This is a genomic window from Vibrio sp. 1069 (assembly GCF_033340555.1).
In genome coordinates this window covers 117,833-135,504 of record NZ_JAWOWP010000008.1, presented here as the reverse complement: position 1 = coordinate 135,504, position 17,672 = coordinate 117,833, and the positions used below count along the sequence as shown (strand labels likewise).

The following is a 17,672-nucleotide window of genomic DNA, read 5'->3' as shown; positions in this document are numbered from 1 at the left end:
GTCCTTAGCTCAGCTGGATAGAGTACCTGGCTACGAACCAGGCGGTCGGAGGTTCGAATCCTCCAGGACGCGCCACTCATTGAAACAGCCTCGCAATTGCGAGGCTTTTTTGTATCTAGACATCTGAAATATGGCGTAGGATCACTAGAGCCTATGTTCCTCTTTTTTAAAAGCGAATATGTGCGTATCTAAGCAATTTGCTATCAAGCTTCTGTCGCATCGTGTGAAATCATCCTGATTATCCCTCCTATACACTGACTTCCATTTTTCATTTCAATTACTCTTATGTAGTTACTTTGTTTGTTATTTGTTTATTAATTGTTAATTTTATTCATCTTTTTGTTTTTGTTGGTTTTTACTGCGTGAGTACCGATTTGATTTTGAAATCTAAATCGCAGTTTTTATTTATGTCCTCCTTTACTCTGTTCATAAGGTGGTAGCGATTTGAAGTGATTATTTTGTCATGAACTGTGATCTGGGTAGTGAATAAATAATCATTTATCAGGATTACTACAAACCTTCCTTAAACAAAATTGACAAAATTTAACCAATCGAGATAATCCATGGGTCGGGATTTGACACTATTAAAGTCCTGCACGTTGTCAGGATGACAAAGAAAGGAAGCAACATGACTAATATAGGAAGCCTGCTAGTAGATGCGGCCACCCTGATGCTAACGGGGATGGCGGTCGTATTTATTTTCCTCACTATTCTTGTTTATCTCGTTCGGTTAATGTCGAAATTGGTACCAGAAGAAGTACCAGAGCCGATCGCAGCACCAAAAACAAACACTAATATTCAATCAACCTCTTCAGCTGTTAGTCCACAAGTAGTGGCGGCGATCTCGGCTGCGATTCATAAACATCGCGCCTCATTCGCGAAGTAGCCGAACTAGGATTAAAAAGGAGTTTAAGAGCATGTCTAAACCACTAGCTATTACTGATGTGGTCCTTCGTGATGCCCATCAATCACTATTTGCTACGCGTATGCGTATTGAGGATATGCTGCCTATCGCAGCTGAGTTGGATAAGGTTGGTTACCGGTCTCTAGAGACTTGGGGTGGTGCAACATTTGATTCTTGTATTCGATTCTTAGGGGAAGACCCTTGGGAGCGTTTACGTGAACTAAAAAAAGCGATGCCTAATACACCAATGCAAATGCTACTGCGTGGTCAAAACCTTTTAGGATACCGCCATTATGCCGACGACGTAGTAGAGAAGTTTGTTGAACGCGCGCATGCTAACGGCATGGATGTATTCCGTATTTTTGATGCAATGAATGACGTGCGAAACTTCCAGAAAGCCGTTAAAGCAACGGTTGATGTTGGTGCGCATGCTCAAGGTACGTTGTCTTACACTACGAGCCCAGTGCATAACGCAGACACTTGGGTTGACTTGGCAAAACGCCTAGAGGATTTAGGTTGTCATTCGCTGTGTATTAAAGATATGTCTGGCTTACTTAAGCCTTATGAAGCGGAAGAGCTTATCACGCGTATCAAAGCGTCTTGTGATGTGCCATTGGCACTTCATTGTCATGCAACAACGGGGCTGTCTACAGCAACAGCGGTAAAAGCAGTAGAAGCCGGTATTGATATTCTCGATACTGCGATTTCTTCAATGAGTTGTACTTACGGTCATACACCGACTGAAACGGTAGTCGCTATGCTAGAAGGCACCGAGCGAGATACCAATTTGAAACTCGAGCAACTGGAACCTATCGCCGCATATTTCCGTGAGGTACGTAAGAAGTATGCGAAGTGGGAAGGCCAGTTAAAAGGAGTCGATTCACGCATCCTGATTGCTCAAGTGCCTGGTGGTATGTTGACCAATATGGAAGGCCAGTTGAAAGAGCAGGGCGCTGCGGATCGCATTGATGAAGTATTAGAAGAGATCCCTCGTGTACGTGAAGATCTTGGTTTCATTCCATTGGTGACTCCAACTTCACAGATCGTCGGTACGCAAGCGGTGATTAACGTTCTTACTGGCGAGCGCTATAAGAGTATTACCAAGGAAACCGCTGGCCTATTGAAAGGTGAGTACGGTCAAGCGCCAGCCGAGTTAAATGCAGAACTGCAAGCGAAAGTGCTTGATGGTAAAGAGCCAATTACCTGTCGTCCTGCCGATTTACTTGAGCCTGAAATGGAGACGCTTACGGTTGATCTGATGGAGAAAGCGAAATCAGAAGGCATTAAGCTAGCAAGTGAGCGTGTTGATGACGTACTCACTTATGCACTTTTCCCTCAAGTTGGACTTAAGTTCCTTAAGAATCGTGAAAACCCAGAAGCATTTGAGCCAGCACCAACGCTAGAAGCTGCGAAGCCTGCTGTACCTGTAGCTCAACCAGCAACTGGTGGTGTAGAAACTTATAGTGTACGTGTTGACGGACAGGTGTATGAGGTGGAAGTTGGCCCTCAAGGTGAACTGACATCTGTTGCTCCTTCTAATGCACCGGCAAAATCGGCTACACCTAGCACACCTTCTAATGCTTCAGCTGAAGCGGTGCCTGCTCCTCTTGCAGGTAACATCTTCAAAGTGAATGTTCAGCCTGGTGCTGAGGTAGCTGAAGGCGATGTATTGCTCATCCTTGAAGCGATGAAAATGGAAACTGAAGTACGAGCGGCGCGTGGTGGTGTGGTTCAAGAGCTGAACGTTAAAGAAGGCGATGCTGTCACAGTAGGTGCGCCTCTGTTGAGCCTGGCGTAAGGGAGTATCATGGACGGATTGTTAACCCTTTGGGCAGAAACAGGGATCGCTAACTTCGAGTTCGGCCAAATCTGTATGATGCTGGTTGGTTGTACCTTGCTGTTTTTGGCAATTAAAAAAGGATTTGAACCTTTACTGTTATTGCCGATTGGTTTCGGTGCTATTTTGGCGAATATTCCAAATGCTGGCTTTACTGAGCCTGGTGGCTTGCTCTACTACGTTTACTACATTGGGATTGAATCGGGTGTGTTCCCGCTATTGATCTTCATGGGTGTGGGCGCGATGACTGACTTTGGTGCTTTGATCGCAAACCCAAAAACGTTGTGGTTAGGTGCGGCTGCGCAGTTTGGTATTTTTGCAACACTGTTTGGCGCTATTTTGCTCAACTATGTACCTGGCATGGAGTTCTCCATGGCAGATGCTTCGTCTATCGCGATCATCGGTGGTGCTGATGGGCCAACAGCGATTTTCTTAGCGAGTAAGCTCTCTCCAGATCTGCTAGGTGCGATTGCAGTCGCGGCATACAGCTATATGGCATTGGTGCCGATCATCCAGCCACCAATCATGAAAGCACTGACAACCAAGGAAGAGCGTCAAATCAAGATGGCTCAGCTTCGTCATGTTGGTAAATGGGAGAAAGTCATCTTCCCGCTTGCTGTATTACTGATGACGATTCTGTTCTTACCTTCAGCTACGCCATTGGTTGGTATGTTCTGTTTGGGTAACTTGATGCGTGAAGCTGGTGTGGTCGATCGTTTATCGAAAACTGCTCAAAATGAATTGATCAACATAGTGACTATCTTTTTAGGTCTTGGTGTTGGTTCTAAGCTGCAAGCTGAGCAGTTCTTGAACCTAGAAACGTTAGGTATCTTGGGGTTAGGCGCAGTTGCATTTAGTATCGGTACTGGTGCGGGCGTCCTGATGGCGAAACTGCTTAACAAGTTCTCGAAAGAAGACATCAACCCACTTATTGGTGCGGCTGGCGTTTCTGCGGTACCAATGGCCGCGCGAGTCGTAAACAAAGTTGGTTTACAAGCTAACCCGCAAAACTTTTTGTTAATGCATGCGATGGGACCAAACGTTGCTGGTGTGCTGGGTTCAGCCGTTGCGGCTGGTATATTGTTAGCACTTGTTGGTTAGACATTATTGAAAATGGAATGATCAACCAATTTACAAAATCACGATTAACTTAGGTTAACAAAATGGTTTATAGTCAAAGGGATGCTTTCGCATCCCTTTTTGTTTTCTTGCAGGGAATGGTTTATGGAACACAAACAGATCGTTATCACTGAGTTTGGTGATGCCAACGTACTCGCGATTCAACATGCTTCTACACCATCACCACAGCCTGGTGAAGTCTTAGTAAAAGTCGCTTTTTCAGGCGTAAATCCTATTGATGTCAAAACTCGAGCTGGGCTCGGTTGGGCAGCAGCGCAGAATAAGGATAATTTACCTTGGGTGCCAGGTTACGACATCTCAGGAAAAGTGATGTCTTGTGGAGAGGGGGCATCACGTTTTAATGAAGGTGATGAGGTGGCTGGATTTATTGGTTTCCCAGTTCGAGGCGGTGGTTACAGTCAATACATATGTGTTCCAGAAACTGAGTTAAGTCATGTTCCTAGCTCCGTAACTTTGGAGGCAGCTGCTGCATTACCGTTGGCGGGACAAACTGCGGCACAAGCTCTCAGTAAGGCTAATGTGACGGAAAACGATCGCGTACTTATCCTCGCTGGAGCCGGTGGTGTTGGACACCTCGCGGTACAAATTGCGATCGCGACGAAAGCGGAAGTCTTTACCACCTGCAGTGAACGAAATTTAGATTACCTTGCGACGCTCGGTGCTCATGCAGTGAACTATCAATTTGCACCAGTGTCAGAACGTGTTGAAGATGTTGATGTTTTGATTGATTTAGTAGGCGGAGATGCTGCGTTAGATGCGCTTAAATGCCTGAAAGACAATGCGAGAGTCATCACCGTTCCAACCATCACAGCTGAGCTGATTTGTGAAAAAGCCAAACTCCTAGGCTTTGAGGCTAGTGGCATGTTGGTTGAACCAGACCCTGCGCAGTTAGATACCTTGTTGTACATGGTGGGCGTTGGCTTACTGAAGACTGAAATTCATCAGGTTTATCCTATGAGTGATGTCATTGGTGCTCACCAGCAGGTCGAATCAGGAAGAACCAGAGGCAAGGTGTTGCTTGATATGACATGCTAGAAGCATTTAACACGAGTTTTGAAAGTTTAGCGCTTTGGTTTTCAGATTCAGCATTATGGGTGCTTTTCATGACCGGTTTTCTCAGTGCCACGTTGTTGCCTGGTGGTTCTGAGGCGGGCTTAGTTGCCACTCTCTCATTAAATCAATACTCCGTTTCTTCAATTGTTATGGTCGCTACTATCGGTAATACGCTTGGTGGCTTAACAAATTATTGGCTTGGCTTGTGGATTCCCAACAAAGCACAAGAGGAAAAGCACGGTCATACCGCATTAAAGTGGCTCTCTAAGTATGGCTATTGGGGGTTATTTTTTAGTTGGTTACCTGTAATAGGAGACCCGCTGTGTTTAGCCGCAGGGTGGCTAAGAATGAAGTTTCTGCCTTGCGTGATTTTAATATTTTTAGGAAAGGCTGCTAGGTATAGCTTACTTGCGGCCATCTATCTCGGATTATTTTAAGGAAAGTACATGAAGATGTTTTGGGTTGGCGCGTGTTCACTGTTGGTGATCACGGGCTGTGCATCAAATACGCCAGTTTCATCACTGCCGAAAGGGGTAACTTTCGTTGAGTCATCGAAAGCTGAAGAAGGCAAAGTTAAGATTCCATACCAAAAGTATAAACTCGATAATGGTTTAACGGTGATCTTAGCTCCTGAAGATTCTGACCCATTGGTCCATGTGGATGTGACTTACCATGTTGGTTCAGCTCGTGAAGAAGTGGGTAAGTCTGGTTTTGCGCATTTCTTTGAGCACATGATGTTCCAAGGCTCAGAGAACGTTGGTGACCAAGAGCACTTCAGAATCATCACAGAGGCTGGCGGCACGTTAAATGGTACAACAAACCGCGATCGTACTAACTACTTTGAAACTGTCCCTGCTAACCAGCTCGAGAAAATGCTGTGGTTAGAGTCTGACCGTATGGGCTTTTTGTTGGATGCGGTTTCTCAACGCAAATTTGAAATTCAGCGTTCTACTGTAAAAAATGAGCGAGCTCAGCGTTACGATAATCGTCCTTATGGCTTAATTTGGGAGCGCATGTCCGAAGCGCTATATCCTGAAGGTCATCCGTATTCGTGGCAAACCATTGGTTATGTTGAAGATCTTGATCGTGTTGATGTGAACGATCTCAAAGCGTTTTTCTTGCGTTGGTATGCCCCAAACAATGCGACTATCACGATCGGTGGTGACTTAGACGTTGAACAAACTCTAGAGTGGGTAAATAAGTACTTCGGTTCGATTCCTCGTGGTCCTGAGGTTGAAAATGCGCCGAAACAACCTGCAAAACTGCAAGAAGATAAATACATCACTCTAGAAGATCGTATTCAACAACCTATGGTGATGATCGCGTGGCCAACAACCTACAACGGCGAAGAAAGCCAAGCGTCTCTCGATACATTATCAGAAGTATTGGGTGGCGGTACCAACAGCGTGCTCTATCAAGACCTAGTGAAGACTCAAAAAGCGGTCGATGCTGGTTCATTCCATGATTGTGCTGAACTGGCGTGTAACTTTTACGTTTACGCAATGGGCGATTCTGGAGACAAAGGCGACCTATCAAAACTGTACGACGAGCTTTTACAATCACTGAATCAGTTTGCGGAAAAAGGCGTGACAAAAGATCGCCTTGAGCAGTTGAAGGGTAAAGCGGAAGCGGATGCTATTTTTGCGCTAGAAAGCGTTAAAGGTAAAGTGACTCAGTTGGCTTCCAACGAGACATTTTTCGGCGATCCTGATCGTCTTGAGCAACAGCTTGAACAAATCCGTGCAGTTACGCCGACTTCGGTAGAAAAAGCGTATACGGACTTTATCCAAGGTAAGAACAAAGTGACCCTAAGCGTGGTCCCAAAAGGAAAAACAGACCTTGTCGTAAAACCTGCGACCTTTGTGACACCAAAGCGTACGCTGCCAGAATATGAGAAGATTTCCGATGACCAATTGGCGTATCGTCGTGCGACCGATAACTTCGATCGCTCAGTGCAACCGCCAGTAGGAGAACCAGTGAAAGCGACGATGCCAGAGCTGTACGAGTTACATTTCAAGAATGGCTCAGAGCTGCTTGGTGCAGTTAGCGATGAAACGCCGACGGTGATGATGCAATTTAGTTTACCTGCAGGGACACGTTTTGTTGAAAAGGGTAAAGAAGGTCTTGCCCAATTGACCGCTGCGATGTTGCAAGAAGGTACAACGAAACGCAGTGTCGAAGAGATTCAAGCTGAGCTTGATAAACTAGGTAGTGTTATCTCTGTTAATGCCACAGGTTATACAACAAACATCAGTGTTTCTGCTCTAGAAAAGAACTTAGAGCCGACGTTAAAAATTGTCGAAGAGATGTTGCTGTCTCCTGCATTTAATCAAGATGATTTCGAGCGTGTAAAAATGCAAGCGCTAGAAGGCCTGGTATATGAGCACCAAAATCCAAGTTGGATGGCGTCACAAGCGAGTCGTCAGGTGCTCTATGGGGATTCGGTTTTTGCTCGACCAAAAGACGGCACGCAAGCAGGTGTCAGTGCATTAACGTTGGATGATATCCGTGAATTCTACTCGAAGCATTACACGCCACAAAGTGCGCAAATCGTCGTTGTTGGTGACATCAATAAACAGGAAATTGAGCAGCAACTGACGTTCTGGAAAAACTGGCAAGATGAAGCTGCGCCATTGTATGCACCGCAAAGCATTGCTGCATTAGGTGAGCAAAAGATCCATCTTGTTGATAAACCAGGAGCGCCGCAAAGTGTGGTCATGATGGTTCGTCAAGGTATGCCTTACGACGCAACGGGCGATTTTTACCTAAGCCAACTGGCAAACTTCAACTTAGCTGGGAACTTCAATAGCCGCATTAACCAAAATCTACGTGAAGACAAGGGTTACACATACGGTGCTTACGGCTACTTCTCTGGTAATCCAGAAACAGGCTCGGTGGTTTTCACCGCGCAAGTACGAGCGGATGCAACGGTTGCTTCGATCATTGAGATGGAAAATGAGCTAAATGAATACTCGCAGTCAGGTATTACTGATGAAGAGATGAAATTTATGCGTCAAGCGGTCGGTCAAAAAGATGCACTGAAATATGAAACGCCAACACAAAAAGCGGAGCTCATCAGTGATATTCTTAAGTACAACCTCGATCATGATTACTTGCAGCAAAGAAACGCTATCGTAGAAAAAGTCGATAAGCAGACGTTGAATGCGCTGGCTCAGAAATGGTTTGATCCAAATGACTATCAAATTATCGTCGTTGGTGATGCTAAATCGTTGCGTCCTCAATTAGAAAAGTTGGGGAAAGACGTAGAAGAGCTTGAAATCATTCGATAGAGTACACATTTAATAGCGGAGAAACGTTTCTCCGCTATTCATCTAGATAAGCAACTTTTCGTGGGTTATTTATCTAGATGCATTAACTATCAATAACTTAGCTTACACTTGTGTTATGTAACAAGTGTCCTGCTCCCAATATAAGCGAACCTCATTTTGACTGATTTTGCTGCGCGACTAAAAAAAGTTGCATCAAACCCCGAAGTATTTAAGCAGTTTGGACGCGGTGTTGAGCGAGAAACTTTGCGCTATCGTCAGGATGGACATCTAGCTACAACTCCTCATCCTGAAGGGTTAGGCTCTGCGTTCACAAATCAATGGATCACAACGGATTTTTCGGAATCATTGTTAGAGTTCATTACGCCTGTGTCACATGAAATTCCAGAACTGATGGCACAGCTGAAAGATATCCATCATTTCACTCAAACCAAAATGGGTGAAGAGAAAATGTGGCCACTATCAATGCCTTGCTACGTGGGCTCAGAGGATGATATTCAGTTAGCCCAGTATGGCTCTTCGAATGCAGCGAAAATGAAAACGCTGTACCGAGAAGGCCTAAAGCGTCGCTATGGCAGCCTGATGCAAATTATTTCAGGTGTCCATTTTAACTTCTCGTTTCCTGAAACATTTTGGGATGCGCTCTATGGCGAGCAAGATGAACAAGCCCGCCAAGATGCTAAGTCTGATGCGTACTTTGCGTTGATCCGTAATTACTACCGCTTTGGCTGGATGATTCCCTACTTCTTTGGTGCATCACCAGCGTTATGTGGCTCTTTTATTCAAGGTCGTGAAACCGATCTGCCATTCGAGAAGATTGGCGGGACATTATATTTGCCGAAGTCGACGTCTTTGCGTTTGAGCGATCTTGGCTATACCAATAGTGCTCAAAGTGTGCTGAAAATTGGTTTTAACAGCATTGACCAATACCTCGATGGTTTGAGTGATGCGATTCGCCACCCATCAGAAGAGTTTGCGAAAATTGGGGTAAAAGTGGATGGTGAATACCGCCAGCTTAATTCCAATATCTTACAAATTGAGAATGAACTGTACGCTCCGATTCGTCCAAAACGTGTATCGAAAAGTGGTGAGAAGCCTTCAGATGCGTTACGACGCGGTGGTGTCGAATACATTGAAGTTCGTTCTCTAGATGTTAACCCATTCAGCGCAGTGGGCTTAAATGAAGAGCAAGTACGATTCTTGGATCTCTTCCTTACCTGGGCGGCCTTGTCAGACTCAGACCCTATGGATAACTGTGAATTAGAGTGTTGGCGCGATAACTGGAATAAAGTCATTGTTTCTGGCCGTGAAAAAGGTCTAATGCTGCAAATTGGTTGTCAAGGTGAACGTCTATCTCTACAAGATTGGGCACACCGAGTTTTCGTCGAGTTACGTCAAATAGCACAGCAAATGGATATGACCGCTGGTGGCAGTGCATACCAAGATGTGTGTAATCAACTCGAGACATGGATTGATAACCCAGAACTAACGATCTCTGGTCAACTATTAGAGCTAACGAAAGAGCTGGGTGGGCTAGGTAAAGTTGGTTGTACTCTTGGTATGAAGTACCGTGATGAAAACCTAGCTCACGGTTATCAGTACTACTCACAAGATACGATGGAAACGGAAGTAGCGTCGTCCGTGGAAAAACAAAAGCAAGCAGAGCAGAGTGACACGCTTTCTTTTGATGATTTTTTGGAAGATTACTTTGCTTACCTGAAGCAGTAATGACTAACTAAGGATTGGTGCGGTTGAACATTAAGTCGTCAGTAGTAGCGGTACTTGGAAGCGTGCTACTTGCAGGTTGTGCTACGGCACCGCCAAAGCAGCAGAATAACTTATGCGAGATATTCCGAGAGAAATCCGGTTGGTACGATGATGCCAAAGATATGGAAGATGAATGGGGGACCCCTATTCATGTCGCTATGGCCATCATTAAACAAGAAAGCAGCTTTCGGCACGATGCAAAACCACCTAAAGATTATTTGCTAGGGTTTATTCCTTGGGGACGAGTCAGCAGTGCGTATGGTTACGCTCAAGCTCAAGACCCTGCTTGGGAAGACTTCCAAGATGCCACAGGTCAGGGGGGCTCTCGTACCAACTTCGATGATTCTATGATGTTTGTCGGTTGGTATACTCATGAAACACGGCGTCAGCTAGGGATTTCATTATGGGATCCCTATAACCAGTATCTGGCTTATCATGAAGGGCGAGGTGGGTATAAGCGAGGTACTTATAATCGAAAGCCTAGTTTAATCAAAGTCGCTCGACGTGTTGAACAAACAGCGAAAACTTATGGCTGGCAGCTGAAGCAATGTCGTCAGGAATTAGAAGACAACAGCAGCTGGTTCTTTTAGCCCACAGTCAGTTCATGTGCTGTAGGGATGAATGACATTTATCCATTACCGAAAGGTACTGGAGTTACAATCAGGAGAGATGTAATGCCTTTACTCGATAGTTTTACCGTGGACCACACTCGTATGAATGCACCCGCTGTACGAGTGGCGAAAACCATGCAGACCCCAAAAGGGGATACGATTACTGTTTTCGACTTACGCTTTACTGCGCCAAACAAAGACATTCTTTCTGAAAAAGGTATTCACACCCTAGAGCACCTTTATGCAGGCTTTATGCGTAATCACCTAAACGATGATTCTGTTGAGATCATCGATATTTCGCCTATGGGTTGCCGCACAGGTTTTTACATGAGCCTGATTGGCACACCATCAGAGCAGCAAGTCGCAGATGCTTGGATTGCAGCAATGGAAGACGTGCTGAAGGTAGAAAGTCAGAATAAGATCCCTGAACTTAACGAATACCAATGCGGCACGGCAGCAATGCACTCTTTAAAAGAAGCACAACAGATCGCAAAGAACATTTTGGATGCTGGTGTTTCGGTGAACAAAAATGATGAACTTGCTTTGCCTGAGTCGATGTTAAAAGAGTTGCGCATCGACTAGGTGCTCATTAAGAAGCATATTGCCCCAATAAGTAAAAAGCCTGACATGAGTCAGGCTTTTCTTTTGGTTATTTGGATGTCGATTTTTTCTTCTTCGGATAAACACGAACGAGCTTGATTCGGTTCTCTTCAATCTCAACAAGTTCCATTGGGTGACCCGCTACTCTCACACTTAGATGGCTCTCAGGAATATCTTCCAAGTGTTCTAAAATGAGCCCGTTTAGCGTTCTCGGGCCATCCGTTGGTAAATCCCATTTCAGGCCTTTGTTGATATCTCGGATATTGGTGCTGCCTTCAATAAGAAAGCTTCCGTCACCTTGAGGACTGATTTCATCAGAGAGGCTTGGAGAAATGGACGTCGTGAACTCACCAATGATCTCTTCCAGAATATCTTCAAGAGTGATTAGGCCGATGATATCACCGTACTCATCCACGATCAGACCGATACGTTGCTTGTTACGTTGGAATTTTAACATTTGCACGTTCAGTGGTGTGCCTTCTGGGATGTAATAGACCTCATCAGCAGCACGTAATAGCGTTTCTTTGTTGAATTCGTTCTTTTCCAACATCAGACGATAAGCTTCACGCAAGCGCAGCATGCCAACCACTTCATCAATTTGGTCACGATAGAAAACTATGCGTCCATGTGGTGAGTGTGTTAGCTGGCGAACAATGGATTTCCAGTCGTCGTTAATATCAATACCGGTAATTTCATTGCGTGGGACCATAATGTCGTTCACGGTGACGTGCTCAAGATCTAAAATAGACACTAGCATGTCTTGGTGTCGGCGAGGGATCAAACCGCCAGCTTCATTTACCACCGTACGCAGCTCATCGGAGCTAAGATGATCTTCTGCTGAGTGATCCGCTCTTACACCAAGTAAGCGGATAAAGCCATTCGTAATAAAGTTAACAAGCATCACTAAAGGCGACAGTAACTTCATCAGTATGGTCAATAATATACTGCTCGCGTAGGACACACGTTCAGGGTAAAGCGCTGCAATTGTTTTAGGGGTAACCTCGGCAAAAACCAATACAACCATAGTTAGTGCACCGGTTGCGATAGCGACACCTAAATCACCATACAAACGCATACCAATAATGGTCGCGATCGCGGACGCGAGAATATTAACGAGGTTGTTGCCGATAAGAATAAGACCAATCAAACGATCTGGACGGTCTAATAGTCTTTCGACTCGCTTAGCACCCTTATGCCCGTTTTTGGCTAAGTGTTTTAAGCGATAACGATTCAGAGACATCATCCCTGTTTCTGAACCGGAAAAGTAACCTGATATGACGATAAGACACGCGAGTAGCGCAAACAAGATACCCGTAGAGATGTCGTCCAAAACGTTGCTGTTCCTTGTAAGTATTGGGTTATATAACGGTTGAGTAAGTCCGTTAAGTCAAAGAGTTAAGGCGTACTGTATTTTATCTAGCCTAAAATATAAAGGATAGGAGCCCTAGAGCTCCCTAATTCAAGATGATTTCTTTTACAAAGCGACTGCCAAAATATGCCAGAGTTAACAGTGTTGCTCCTGCAACAGCGAACCATGTGACTTTTCTACCACGCCAGCCTTTTTGATAGTGACCCCAAAGCAGTATTGAGTACACCACCCAAGCGATGAAAGAAAGAATGCCCTTATGTGCCTTACCTTGGGCAAACATATCCTGCACAAAGACAAAGCCAGTAATGAGCGTGGCAGTTAACAATAAGTTACCGATCAAAATAATTTTGAAGAGTTGACGCTCCACCATTAATAGAGGCGGCAGGTTTGGGTTAATCGCCAAAGATTTTTTTGCTTTCAGTTTGTGATCCAGCCAAGCCAACTGAAGCGCATAGAGTGCCCCGATAGTTAAAGTCGCGTATGAGAAGAGCGCAAATGAAATATGAATGAGTAGCTTAGGGTCATTCTCTAGGTGCTTTATAAACGTGCTTGGCAAAAATGTGGCAGCAGATAAATTGATGGCAGCAAAGCTATAAACGACTGGCAATAAAAACCACAGTCGGTTTTTCAACATAGCAAGGCTCATGACCAGAGAAATGATAAAACTGATCAAAGAAGCCACGTTGAGAATACTCAGGTTTTGACCTGAACCATCAAAAATCAGATCACTCAAAATCCACGCATGAAAAACAAGCGCACAGGCAGCACTAGCAAACACTGTTTTTGCTTTGATTCCTGACTGTTGTGAGAGTCCGGGTATGATGGTCGCAATCGCCAAGACATAAAGTATGGCGGCCGCGATGGCTATTAAGCTATCCATGAATCCTAAATATTATTGTGCACAATGGAGAAATTATACCTTGCATTACACTTTGGGGCTACGTTATATCCGACATCAATCGTGAGAGATGAGATATTGAAATTAATAAGTTACCGCACCATATATAAATAGAGACAAGAATAGGACAGCGGTACGGGTATGACTCAGACCTTGGCTAATGTATACTCACACTAATTAATCGCCATTTTAGCGAAGAGACAAAGATGTTTGAGAATTTAACGGATAGATTATCCAAAACGCTGAAAAATATCAGTGGCAAAGGTCGTCTGACCGAAGACAACATTAAAGAAACCCTACGTGAAGTCCGAATGGCTCTACTTGAAGCTGACGTTGCGCTTCCGGTCGTTCGTGAATTTGTGAACCGCGTTAAAGAAAAAGCGGTGGGCGTAGAAGTTTCTAAATCTCTGACTCCAGGTCAGGAATTTATCAAGATCGTTCAAACAGAACTTGAAGCCGTAATGGGTGAGTCGAATGAGGCGCTAAACCTTGCTGCTCAACCACCTGCTGTGCTTCTTATGGCTGGTCTACAAGGTGCGGGTAAAACTACATCGGTAGGTAAGTTATCTAAGCTTCTAAAAGAACGTGACAAGAAGAAAGTCTTGGTTGTGTCTGCCGACGTTTACCGTCCTGCGGCAATCAAGCAGCTTGAAACACTGGCATCAGACATCGGTGTTGACTTCTTCCCATCATCACCAGACCAAAAGCCTATTGATATCGCCAATGCAGCGATTGACCATGCGAAGAAGAAATTCTACGACGTACTTATTGTCGATACCGCAGGTCGTTTGGCAATTGATGAAGAGATGATGGGGGAGATCAAAGATCTTCACGCAGCTATCAACCCAGTAGAAACGCTATTTGTTGTTGACGCCATGACGGGTCAAGACGCAGCAAATACAGCAAAAGCCTTTGGCGATGCGCTACCTCTTACCGGTGTAGTTCTAACTAAGGTTGATGGTGATGCTCGTGGTGGTGCGGCACTTTCAGTACGCCATGTCACGGGCAAACCAATCAAATTCTTGGGTGTCGGTGAAAAAACTGACGCGCTAGAACCGTTCCACCCAGATCGTGTTGCTTCACGTATTCTTGGCATGGGTGACGTTCTGTCTTTGATTGAAGACCTACAACGCAACGTTGACCAAGAAAAGGCAGAAAAGTTAGCGAAGAAGTTCAAAGAGAAGAAAGGTTTCGACCTTGAAGATTTCCGTGAACAGCTAGGCCAGATGCAAAACATGGGCGGCATGATGGGGATGATGGATAAGCTTCCAGGAATGTCCCAGCTACCAGACAATGTGAAAGATAAAGTCGATGACAAGATGTTCAAACAGATGGAAGCGATCATCAGCTCCATGACAATGAAAGAACGTCAACGCCCAGAAATTATCAAGGGCTCGCGCAAGAAGCGTATCGCGGCTGGTTCTGGTGTGCAGGTTCAAGATGTAAACCGCTTACTAAAACAGTTCACCCAAATGCAGAAAATGATGAAAAAGATGCAAAAAGGTGGCATGAAAGGCATGATGCGCAACATGCAAGGCATGATGGGCGGCATGGGGGGGGGCGGTGGCTTCAACCCATTTGGTCGTTAATTAATCGATCACGCATAGATTCAGGGTGTTAGGTACGTCACAAACTTTAAATTCAATTTATGTTGGTGAAAAAGTAACTAAACTCCTTGCATTGCTCCGGGAGAAGAGTAAAATTCCGGAGCTTTATTTTGGCACGAGACCCCAAACTGTTTAATTTCTTGAATGGTTTTTGGGGTTAATTTTATTTTTGAGAAAGCAAAGAGGACGACATGGTAACCATTCGTTTGGCACGTCACGGCGCTAAAAAGCGTCCATTTTATCAAATCGTAGTAGCGGACAGCCGCAACGCTGCAACTGGCCGTTTCATCGAGAAAGTTGGTTTCTTCAACCCAACTGCTAAAGGTCAAGAAGAAGGTCTACGTCTAGACCTAGACCGCGTTAACCACTGGGTTGGTCAAGGCGCGTCAGTATCTGACCGTGTTGCTAAGCTAGTTAAAGACGCTCAAAAAGCGGCTTAATTTTTTACTTGAAAAGTAGAAACTAGTTTATGTCGATGAAAGGTAAAGAAACAATGAGCAACGAAAAGATTGTTGTAGGCAAGTTTGGTGCTACTTACGGCATTCGTGGTTGGCTTAAGGTTTTTTCCTACACAGACAATGCTGAAAGCATTTTCGATTACAGCCCTTGGTACATTAACCAAAAGGGCAAGTGGGTTGAGTACAAAGTAGAAAGCTGGAAGCGCCATAACAAAGGTATGGTGGCTAAGCTGGAAGGCATGGATGTTCGTGAAGACGCGCATCTAATGACGAACTTTGAAATTGCTATTGACCCTGCGGTACTTCCTGAATTGTCAGAAGATGAGTTCTACTGGCGCGAATTGTTTGGGATGCAAGTTGTAACTACTAAAGGTTACGATCTAGGTGTCGTTACTGACATGCTAGAAACTGGCTCAAACGATGTTCTGGTTGTTAAAGCAAATCTTAAAGATGCTTTCGGGCAGAAGGAACGATTAATCCCGTTCCTTGAAGAGCAAGTGATCATTAATGTTGATCGCGAAGCTCAACGGATCGAAGTTGACTGGGATCCTGGATTCTAATCTCCAAAATTACAGAGCGAGATAAACATGTGGGTTGGCGTTATTAGCCTTTTTCCAGAAATGTTCCGTTCTGTTACTGATTTTGGAGTAACAGGTCAAGCGGTTAAAAAAGGTCTTTTGTCGATTGAGACTTGGAATCCTAGAGATTTCACTCACGACAAACATCGCACAGTCGATGACCGACCTTACGGTGGTGGCCCTGGTATGTTAATGATGGTTCAGCCTTTGCGCGATGCCATTCATACCGCGAAAGCAGCCTCACCGGGCAAGACGAAAGTCATCTACCTTTCTCCTCAAGGTCGCAAGCTCGACCAGAAAGGAGTGGAAGAACTGGCAACGAATGAGAACTTGCTTCTGATTTGTGGTCGTTATGAAGGGGTAGATGAGCGCATCATTCAATCTGAAGTCGACGAAGAATGGTCGATTGGTGATTTTGTGATGACGGGTGGTGAGATACCAGCCATGACGTTAATCGACGCTGTCTCTCGGTTTGTTCCGGGTGTACTAGGGGATTTCGCGTCAGCAGAAGAAGACTCTTTTGCAAATGGCTTGTTAGATTGCCCTCACTATACGCGTCCAGAAGTATTGGATGACAAAGAGGTACCAGCGGTACTGATGTCAGGCAATCACAAGGACATTCGTCAATGGCGACTCAAGCAGTCGTTGGGCCGTACTTGGCTAAGAAGACCAGAGCTCCTGGAAAACCTAGCTCTGACTGACGAACAGGAACAATTACTTGCTGAGTTTGTTAATGAGCATAAAGCCATTAAAGAACATAACGCAAAGTAACCTAATTTATTTAGTATCAGTTTATTCTAGGAATTTAAAAATGAGTAACATCATCAAAGCTCTTGAAGAAGAGCAAATGAAATCAGACCTACCTAAATTTGCACCAGGTGACACTGTTGTAGTTCAAGTTAAGGTAAAAGAAGGTGACCGTGAGCGTCTACAGGCTTTCGAAGGCGTTGTAATCGCAATCCGTAACCGTGGTCTACACTCTGCTTTCACTGTACGTAAGATCTCTAACGGTGAAGGTGTTGAGCGTACGTTCCAAACACACTCTCCAATCGTTGATAGCATCGAAGTTAAACGCCGTGGTGCAGTACGTCGTGCCAAGTTGTACTACCTACGTGAGCGTTCTGGTAAGTCTGCTCGTATCAAAGAGAAACTTGCTAAGAAGTAATGCTATAACTAGCGTTCTCATCTTAAACGGAGTCCTTTTAGGGCTCCGTTTTTTTATTTGTGTAATTAGCTTGCTCGTTTCTTTTCACCCGAACTGAACTGTCGATGCTCATGCACTGATGTACACTCCACGCCTCTGCCTTGCTGTGAATAGATTCCTGATGTCGCTATGGCTCCTCGGAATGACGGGAAATGATGATCAAATATTACTGGGTACTGTGGTTAAAATTCGTCATTCTGGATAGCGACGAAGGAGCGTGATTCAGAATCTACTAGTCGAGCATGCAATTGTTTAAGTTGTTAGCTTCATCCTTGCTATGAGTAGATTCCTGATGTCGCTATGGCTCCTCGGAATGACGGGAAATGATGATCAAATATTACTGGGTACTGTGGTTAAAA

Annotated in this window: 16 protein-coding genes; 14 read left to right on the top strand and 2 right to left on the bottom strand. The window is 44.7% G+C overall.

The window, feature by feature from the left end:
• Positions 1–628 precede the first annotated feature (628 nt).
• The 9 genes from R7040_RS14090 to luxS all read left to right on the top strand — a co-directional run bounded on the left by R7040_RS14090 (position 629) and on the right by luxS (position 11,181).
• Positions 629–886 (top strand): oxaloacetate decarboxylase subunit gamma, encoded by a 258-nt coding sequence (locus R7040_RS14090; RefSeq protein ID WP_005379932.1) that lies wholly within the window; start codon positions 629–631, stop codon positions 884–886.
• A gap of 31 nt (positions 887–917) precedes the next feature.
• Positions 918–2,702, top strand: a complete 1,785-nt coding sequence (oadA, locus tag R7040_RS14085) for a sodium-extruding oxaloacetate decarboxylase subunit alpha (protein ID WP_318081612.1) — start codon at positions 918–920, stop codon at positions 2,700–2,702.
• A gap of 9 nt (positions 2,703–2,711) precedes the next feature.
• On the top strand, positions 2,712–3,842 hold the full coding sequence (locus tag R7040_RS14080) for a sodium ion-translocating decarboxylase subunit beta (protein WP_005379935.1): 1,131 nt from the start codon (positions 2,712–2,714) through the stop codon (positions 3,840–3,842).
• A 123-nt stretch (positions 3,843–3,965) separates the two neighbouring features.
• On the top strand, positions 3,966–4,916 hold the full coding sequence (locus tag R7040_RS14075; RefSeq protein WP_054574809.1) for an NADP-dependent oxidoreductase: 951 nt from the start codon (positions 3,966–3,968) through the stop codon (positions 4,914–4,916).
• Positions 4,910–5,371, top strand: a complete 462-nt coding sequence (locus R7040_RS14070) for a YqaA family protein (RefSeq protein WP_005379938.1) — start codon at positions 4,910–4,912, stop codon at positions 5,369–5,371. Before R7040_RS14075 ends, R7040_RS14070 begins: the two co-directional genes overlap by 7 nt.
• A gap of 9 nt (positions 5,372–5,380) precedes the next feature.
• Positions 5,381–8,224, top strand: a complete 2,844-nt coding sequence (locus tag R7040_RS14065) for a pitrilysin family protein (protein WP_318081611.1) — start codon at positions 5,381–5,383, stop codon at positions 8,222–8,224.
• 156 nt (positions 8,225–8,380) lie between these two features.
• The gene (gene gshA, locus R7040_RS14060) at positions 8,381–9,949 is read left to right on the top strand and encodes a glutamate--cysteine ligase (protein WP_005385430.1); all 1,569 of its coding nucleotides are present in this window, start codon (positions 8,381–8,383) and stop codon (positions 9,947–9,949) included.
• Positions 9,950–9,972: 23 nt separating this feature from the next.
• Entirely contained in the window at positions 9,973–10,578 is a 606-nt protein-coding gene (locus tag R7040_RS14055) for a hypothetical protein (protein WP_005379943.1), read from the top strand.
• An 84-nt stretch (positions 10,579–10,662) separates the two neighbouring features.
• Positions 10,663–11,181, top strand: a complete 519-nt coding sequence (gene luxS / locus R7040_RS14050) for an S-ribosylhomocysteine lyase (RefSeq protein ID WP_005379945.1) — start codon at positions 10,663–10,665, stop codon at positions 11,179–11,181.
• A 67-nt stretch (positions 11,182–11,248) separates the two neighbouring features.
• Here the strand turns inward: luxS and R7040_RS14045 are convergent, their stop codons facing one another.
• Entirely contained in the window at positions 11,249–12,529 is a 1,281-nt protein-coding gene (locus R7040_RS14045) for an HlyC/CorC family transporter (protein WP_005379948.1), read from the bottom strand.
• 124 nt (positions 12,530–12,653) lie between these two features.
• Positions 12,654–13,448 (bottom strand): inner membrane protein YpjD, encoded by a 795-nt coding sequence (locus tag R7040_RS14040; RefSeq protein WP_005379950.1) that lies wholly within the window; start codon positions 13,446–13,448, stop codon positions 12,654–12,656.
• 224 nt (positions 13,449–13,672) lie between these two features.
• On the opposite strand from R7040_RS14040, the gene ffh reads away from it, so the two are divergent.
• The 5 genes from ffh to rplS all read left to right on the top strand — a co-directional run bounded on the left by ffh (position 13,673) and on the right by rplS (position 17,274).
• Positions 13,673–15,055 carry a signal recognition particle protein gene (gene ffh / locus R7040_RS14035; RefSeq protein WP_005385423.1) on the top strand — a complete coding sequence of 461 codons (1,383 nt, stop codon included), beginning with the start codon at positions 13,673–13,675 and terminating at the stop codon, positions 15,053–15,055.
• A gap of 209 nt (positions 15,056–15,264) precedes the next feature.
• Positions 15,265–15,513 carry a 30S ribosomal protein S16 gene (rpsP, locus tag R7040_RS14030; RefSeq protein WP_005379962.1) on the top strand — a complete coding sequence of 83 codons (249 nt, stop codon included), beginning with the start codon at positions 15,265–15,267 and terminating at the stop codon, positions 15,511–15,513.
• A 29-nt stretch (positions 15,514–15,542) separates the two neighbouring features.
• Positions 15,543–16,091, top strand: a complete 549-nt coding sequence (gene rimM, locus R7040_RS14025) for a ribosome maturation factor RimM (protein WP_005379964.1) — start codon at positions 15,543–15,545, stop codon at positions 16,089–16,091.
• A gap of 27 nt (positions 16,092–16,118) precedes the next feature.
• Positions 16,119–16,880, top strand: a complete 762-nt coding sequence (gene trmD / locus R7040_RS14020) for a tRNA (guanosine(37)-N1)-methyltransferase TrmD (protein ID WP_017635923.1) — start codon at positions 16,119–16,121, stop codon at positions 16,878–16,880.
• A 40-nt stretch (positions 16,881–16,920) separates the two neighbouring features.
• Positions 16,921–17,274: a 50S ribosomal protein L19 gene (rplS, locus tag R7040_RS14015; protein WP_005379971.1), complete on the top strand. Its 354-nt coding sequence runs from the start codon at positions 16,921–16,923 to the stop codon at positions 17,272–17,274.
• Positions 17,275–17,672 lie beyond the last annotated feature (398 nt).

Bases quoted from the DNA above. Each gene is read 5' to 3' on its own strand.
- R7040_RS14090 (WP_005379932.1), top strand. From the start codon at position 629: ATGACTAATATAGGAAGCCTGCTAGTAGATGCGGCCACCCTGATGCTA.
- oadA (WP_318081612.1), top strand. From the start codon at position 918: ATGTCTAAACCACTAGCTATTACTGATGTGGTCCTTCGTGATGCCCAT.
- R7040_RS14080 (WP_005379935.1), top strand. From the start codon at position 2,712: ATGGACGGATTGTTAACCCTTTGGGCAGAAACAGGGATCGCTAACTTC.
- R7040_RS14075 (WP_054574809.1), top strand. From the start codon at position 3,966: ATGGAACACAAACAGATCGTTATCACTGAGTTTGGTGATGCCAACGTA.
- R7040_RS14070 (WP_005379938.1), top strand. From the start codon at position 4,910: ATGCTAGAAGCATTTAACACGAGTTTTGAAAGTTTAGCGCTTTGGTTT.
- R7040_RS14065 (WP_318081611.1), top strand. From the start codon at position 5,381: ATGAAGATGTTTTGGGTTGGCGCGTGTTCACTGTTGGTGATCACGGGC.
- luxS (WP_005379945.1), top strand. From the start codon at position 10,663: ATGCCTTTACTCGATAGTTTTACCGTGGACCACACTCGTATGAATGCA.
- R7040_RS14040 (WP_005379950.1), bottom strand. From the start codon at position 13,448: ATGGATAGCTTAATAGCCATCGCGGCCGCCATACTTTATGTCTTGGCG.
- ffh (WP_005385423.1), top strand. From the start codon at position 13,673: ATGTTTGAGAATTTAACGGATAGATTATCCAAAACGCTGAAAAATATC.
- rpsP (WP_005379962.1), top strand. From the start codon at position 15,265: ATGGTAACCATTCGTTTGGCACGTCACGGCGCTAAAAAGCGTCCATTT.
- rimM (WP_005379964.1), top strand. From the start codon at position 15,543: ATGTCGATGAAAGGTAAAGAAACAATGAGCAACGAAAAGATTGTTGTA.
- trmD (WP_017635923.1), top strand. From the start codon at position 16,119: ATGTGGGTTGGCGTTATTAGCCTTTTTCCAGAAATGTTCCGTTCTGTT.
- rplS (WP_005379971.1), top strand. From the start codon at position 16,921: ATGAGTAACATCATCAAAGCTCTTGAAGAAGAGCAAATGAAATCAGAC.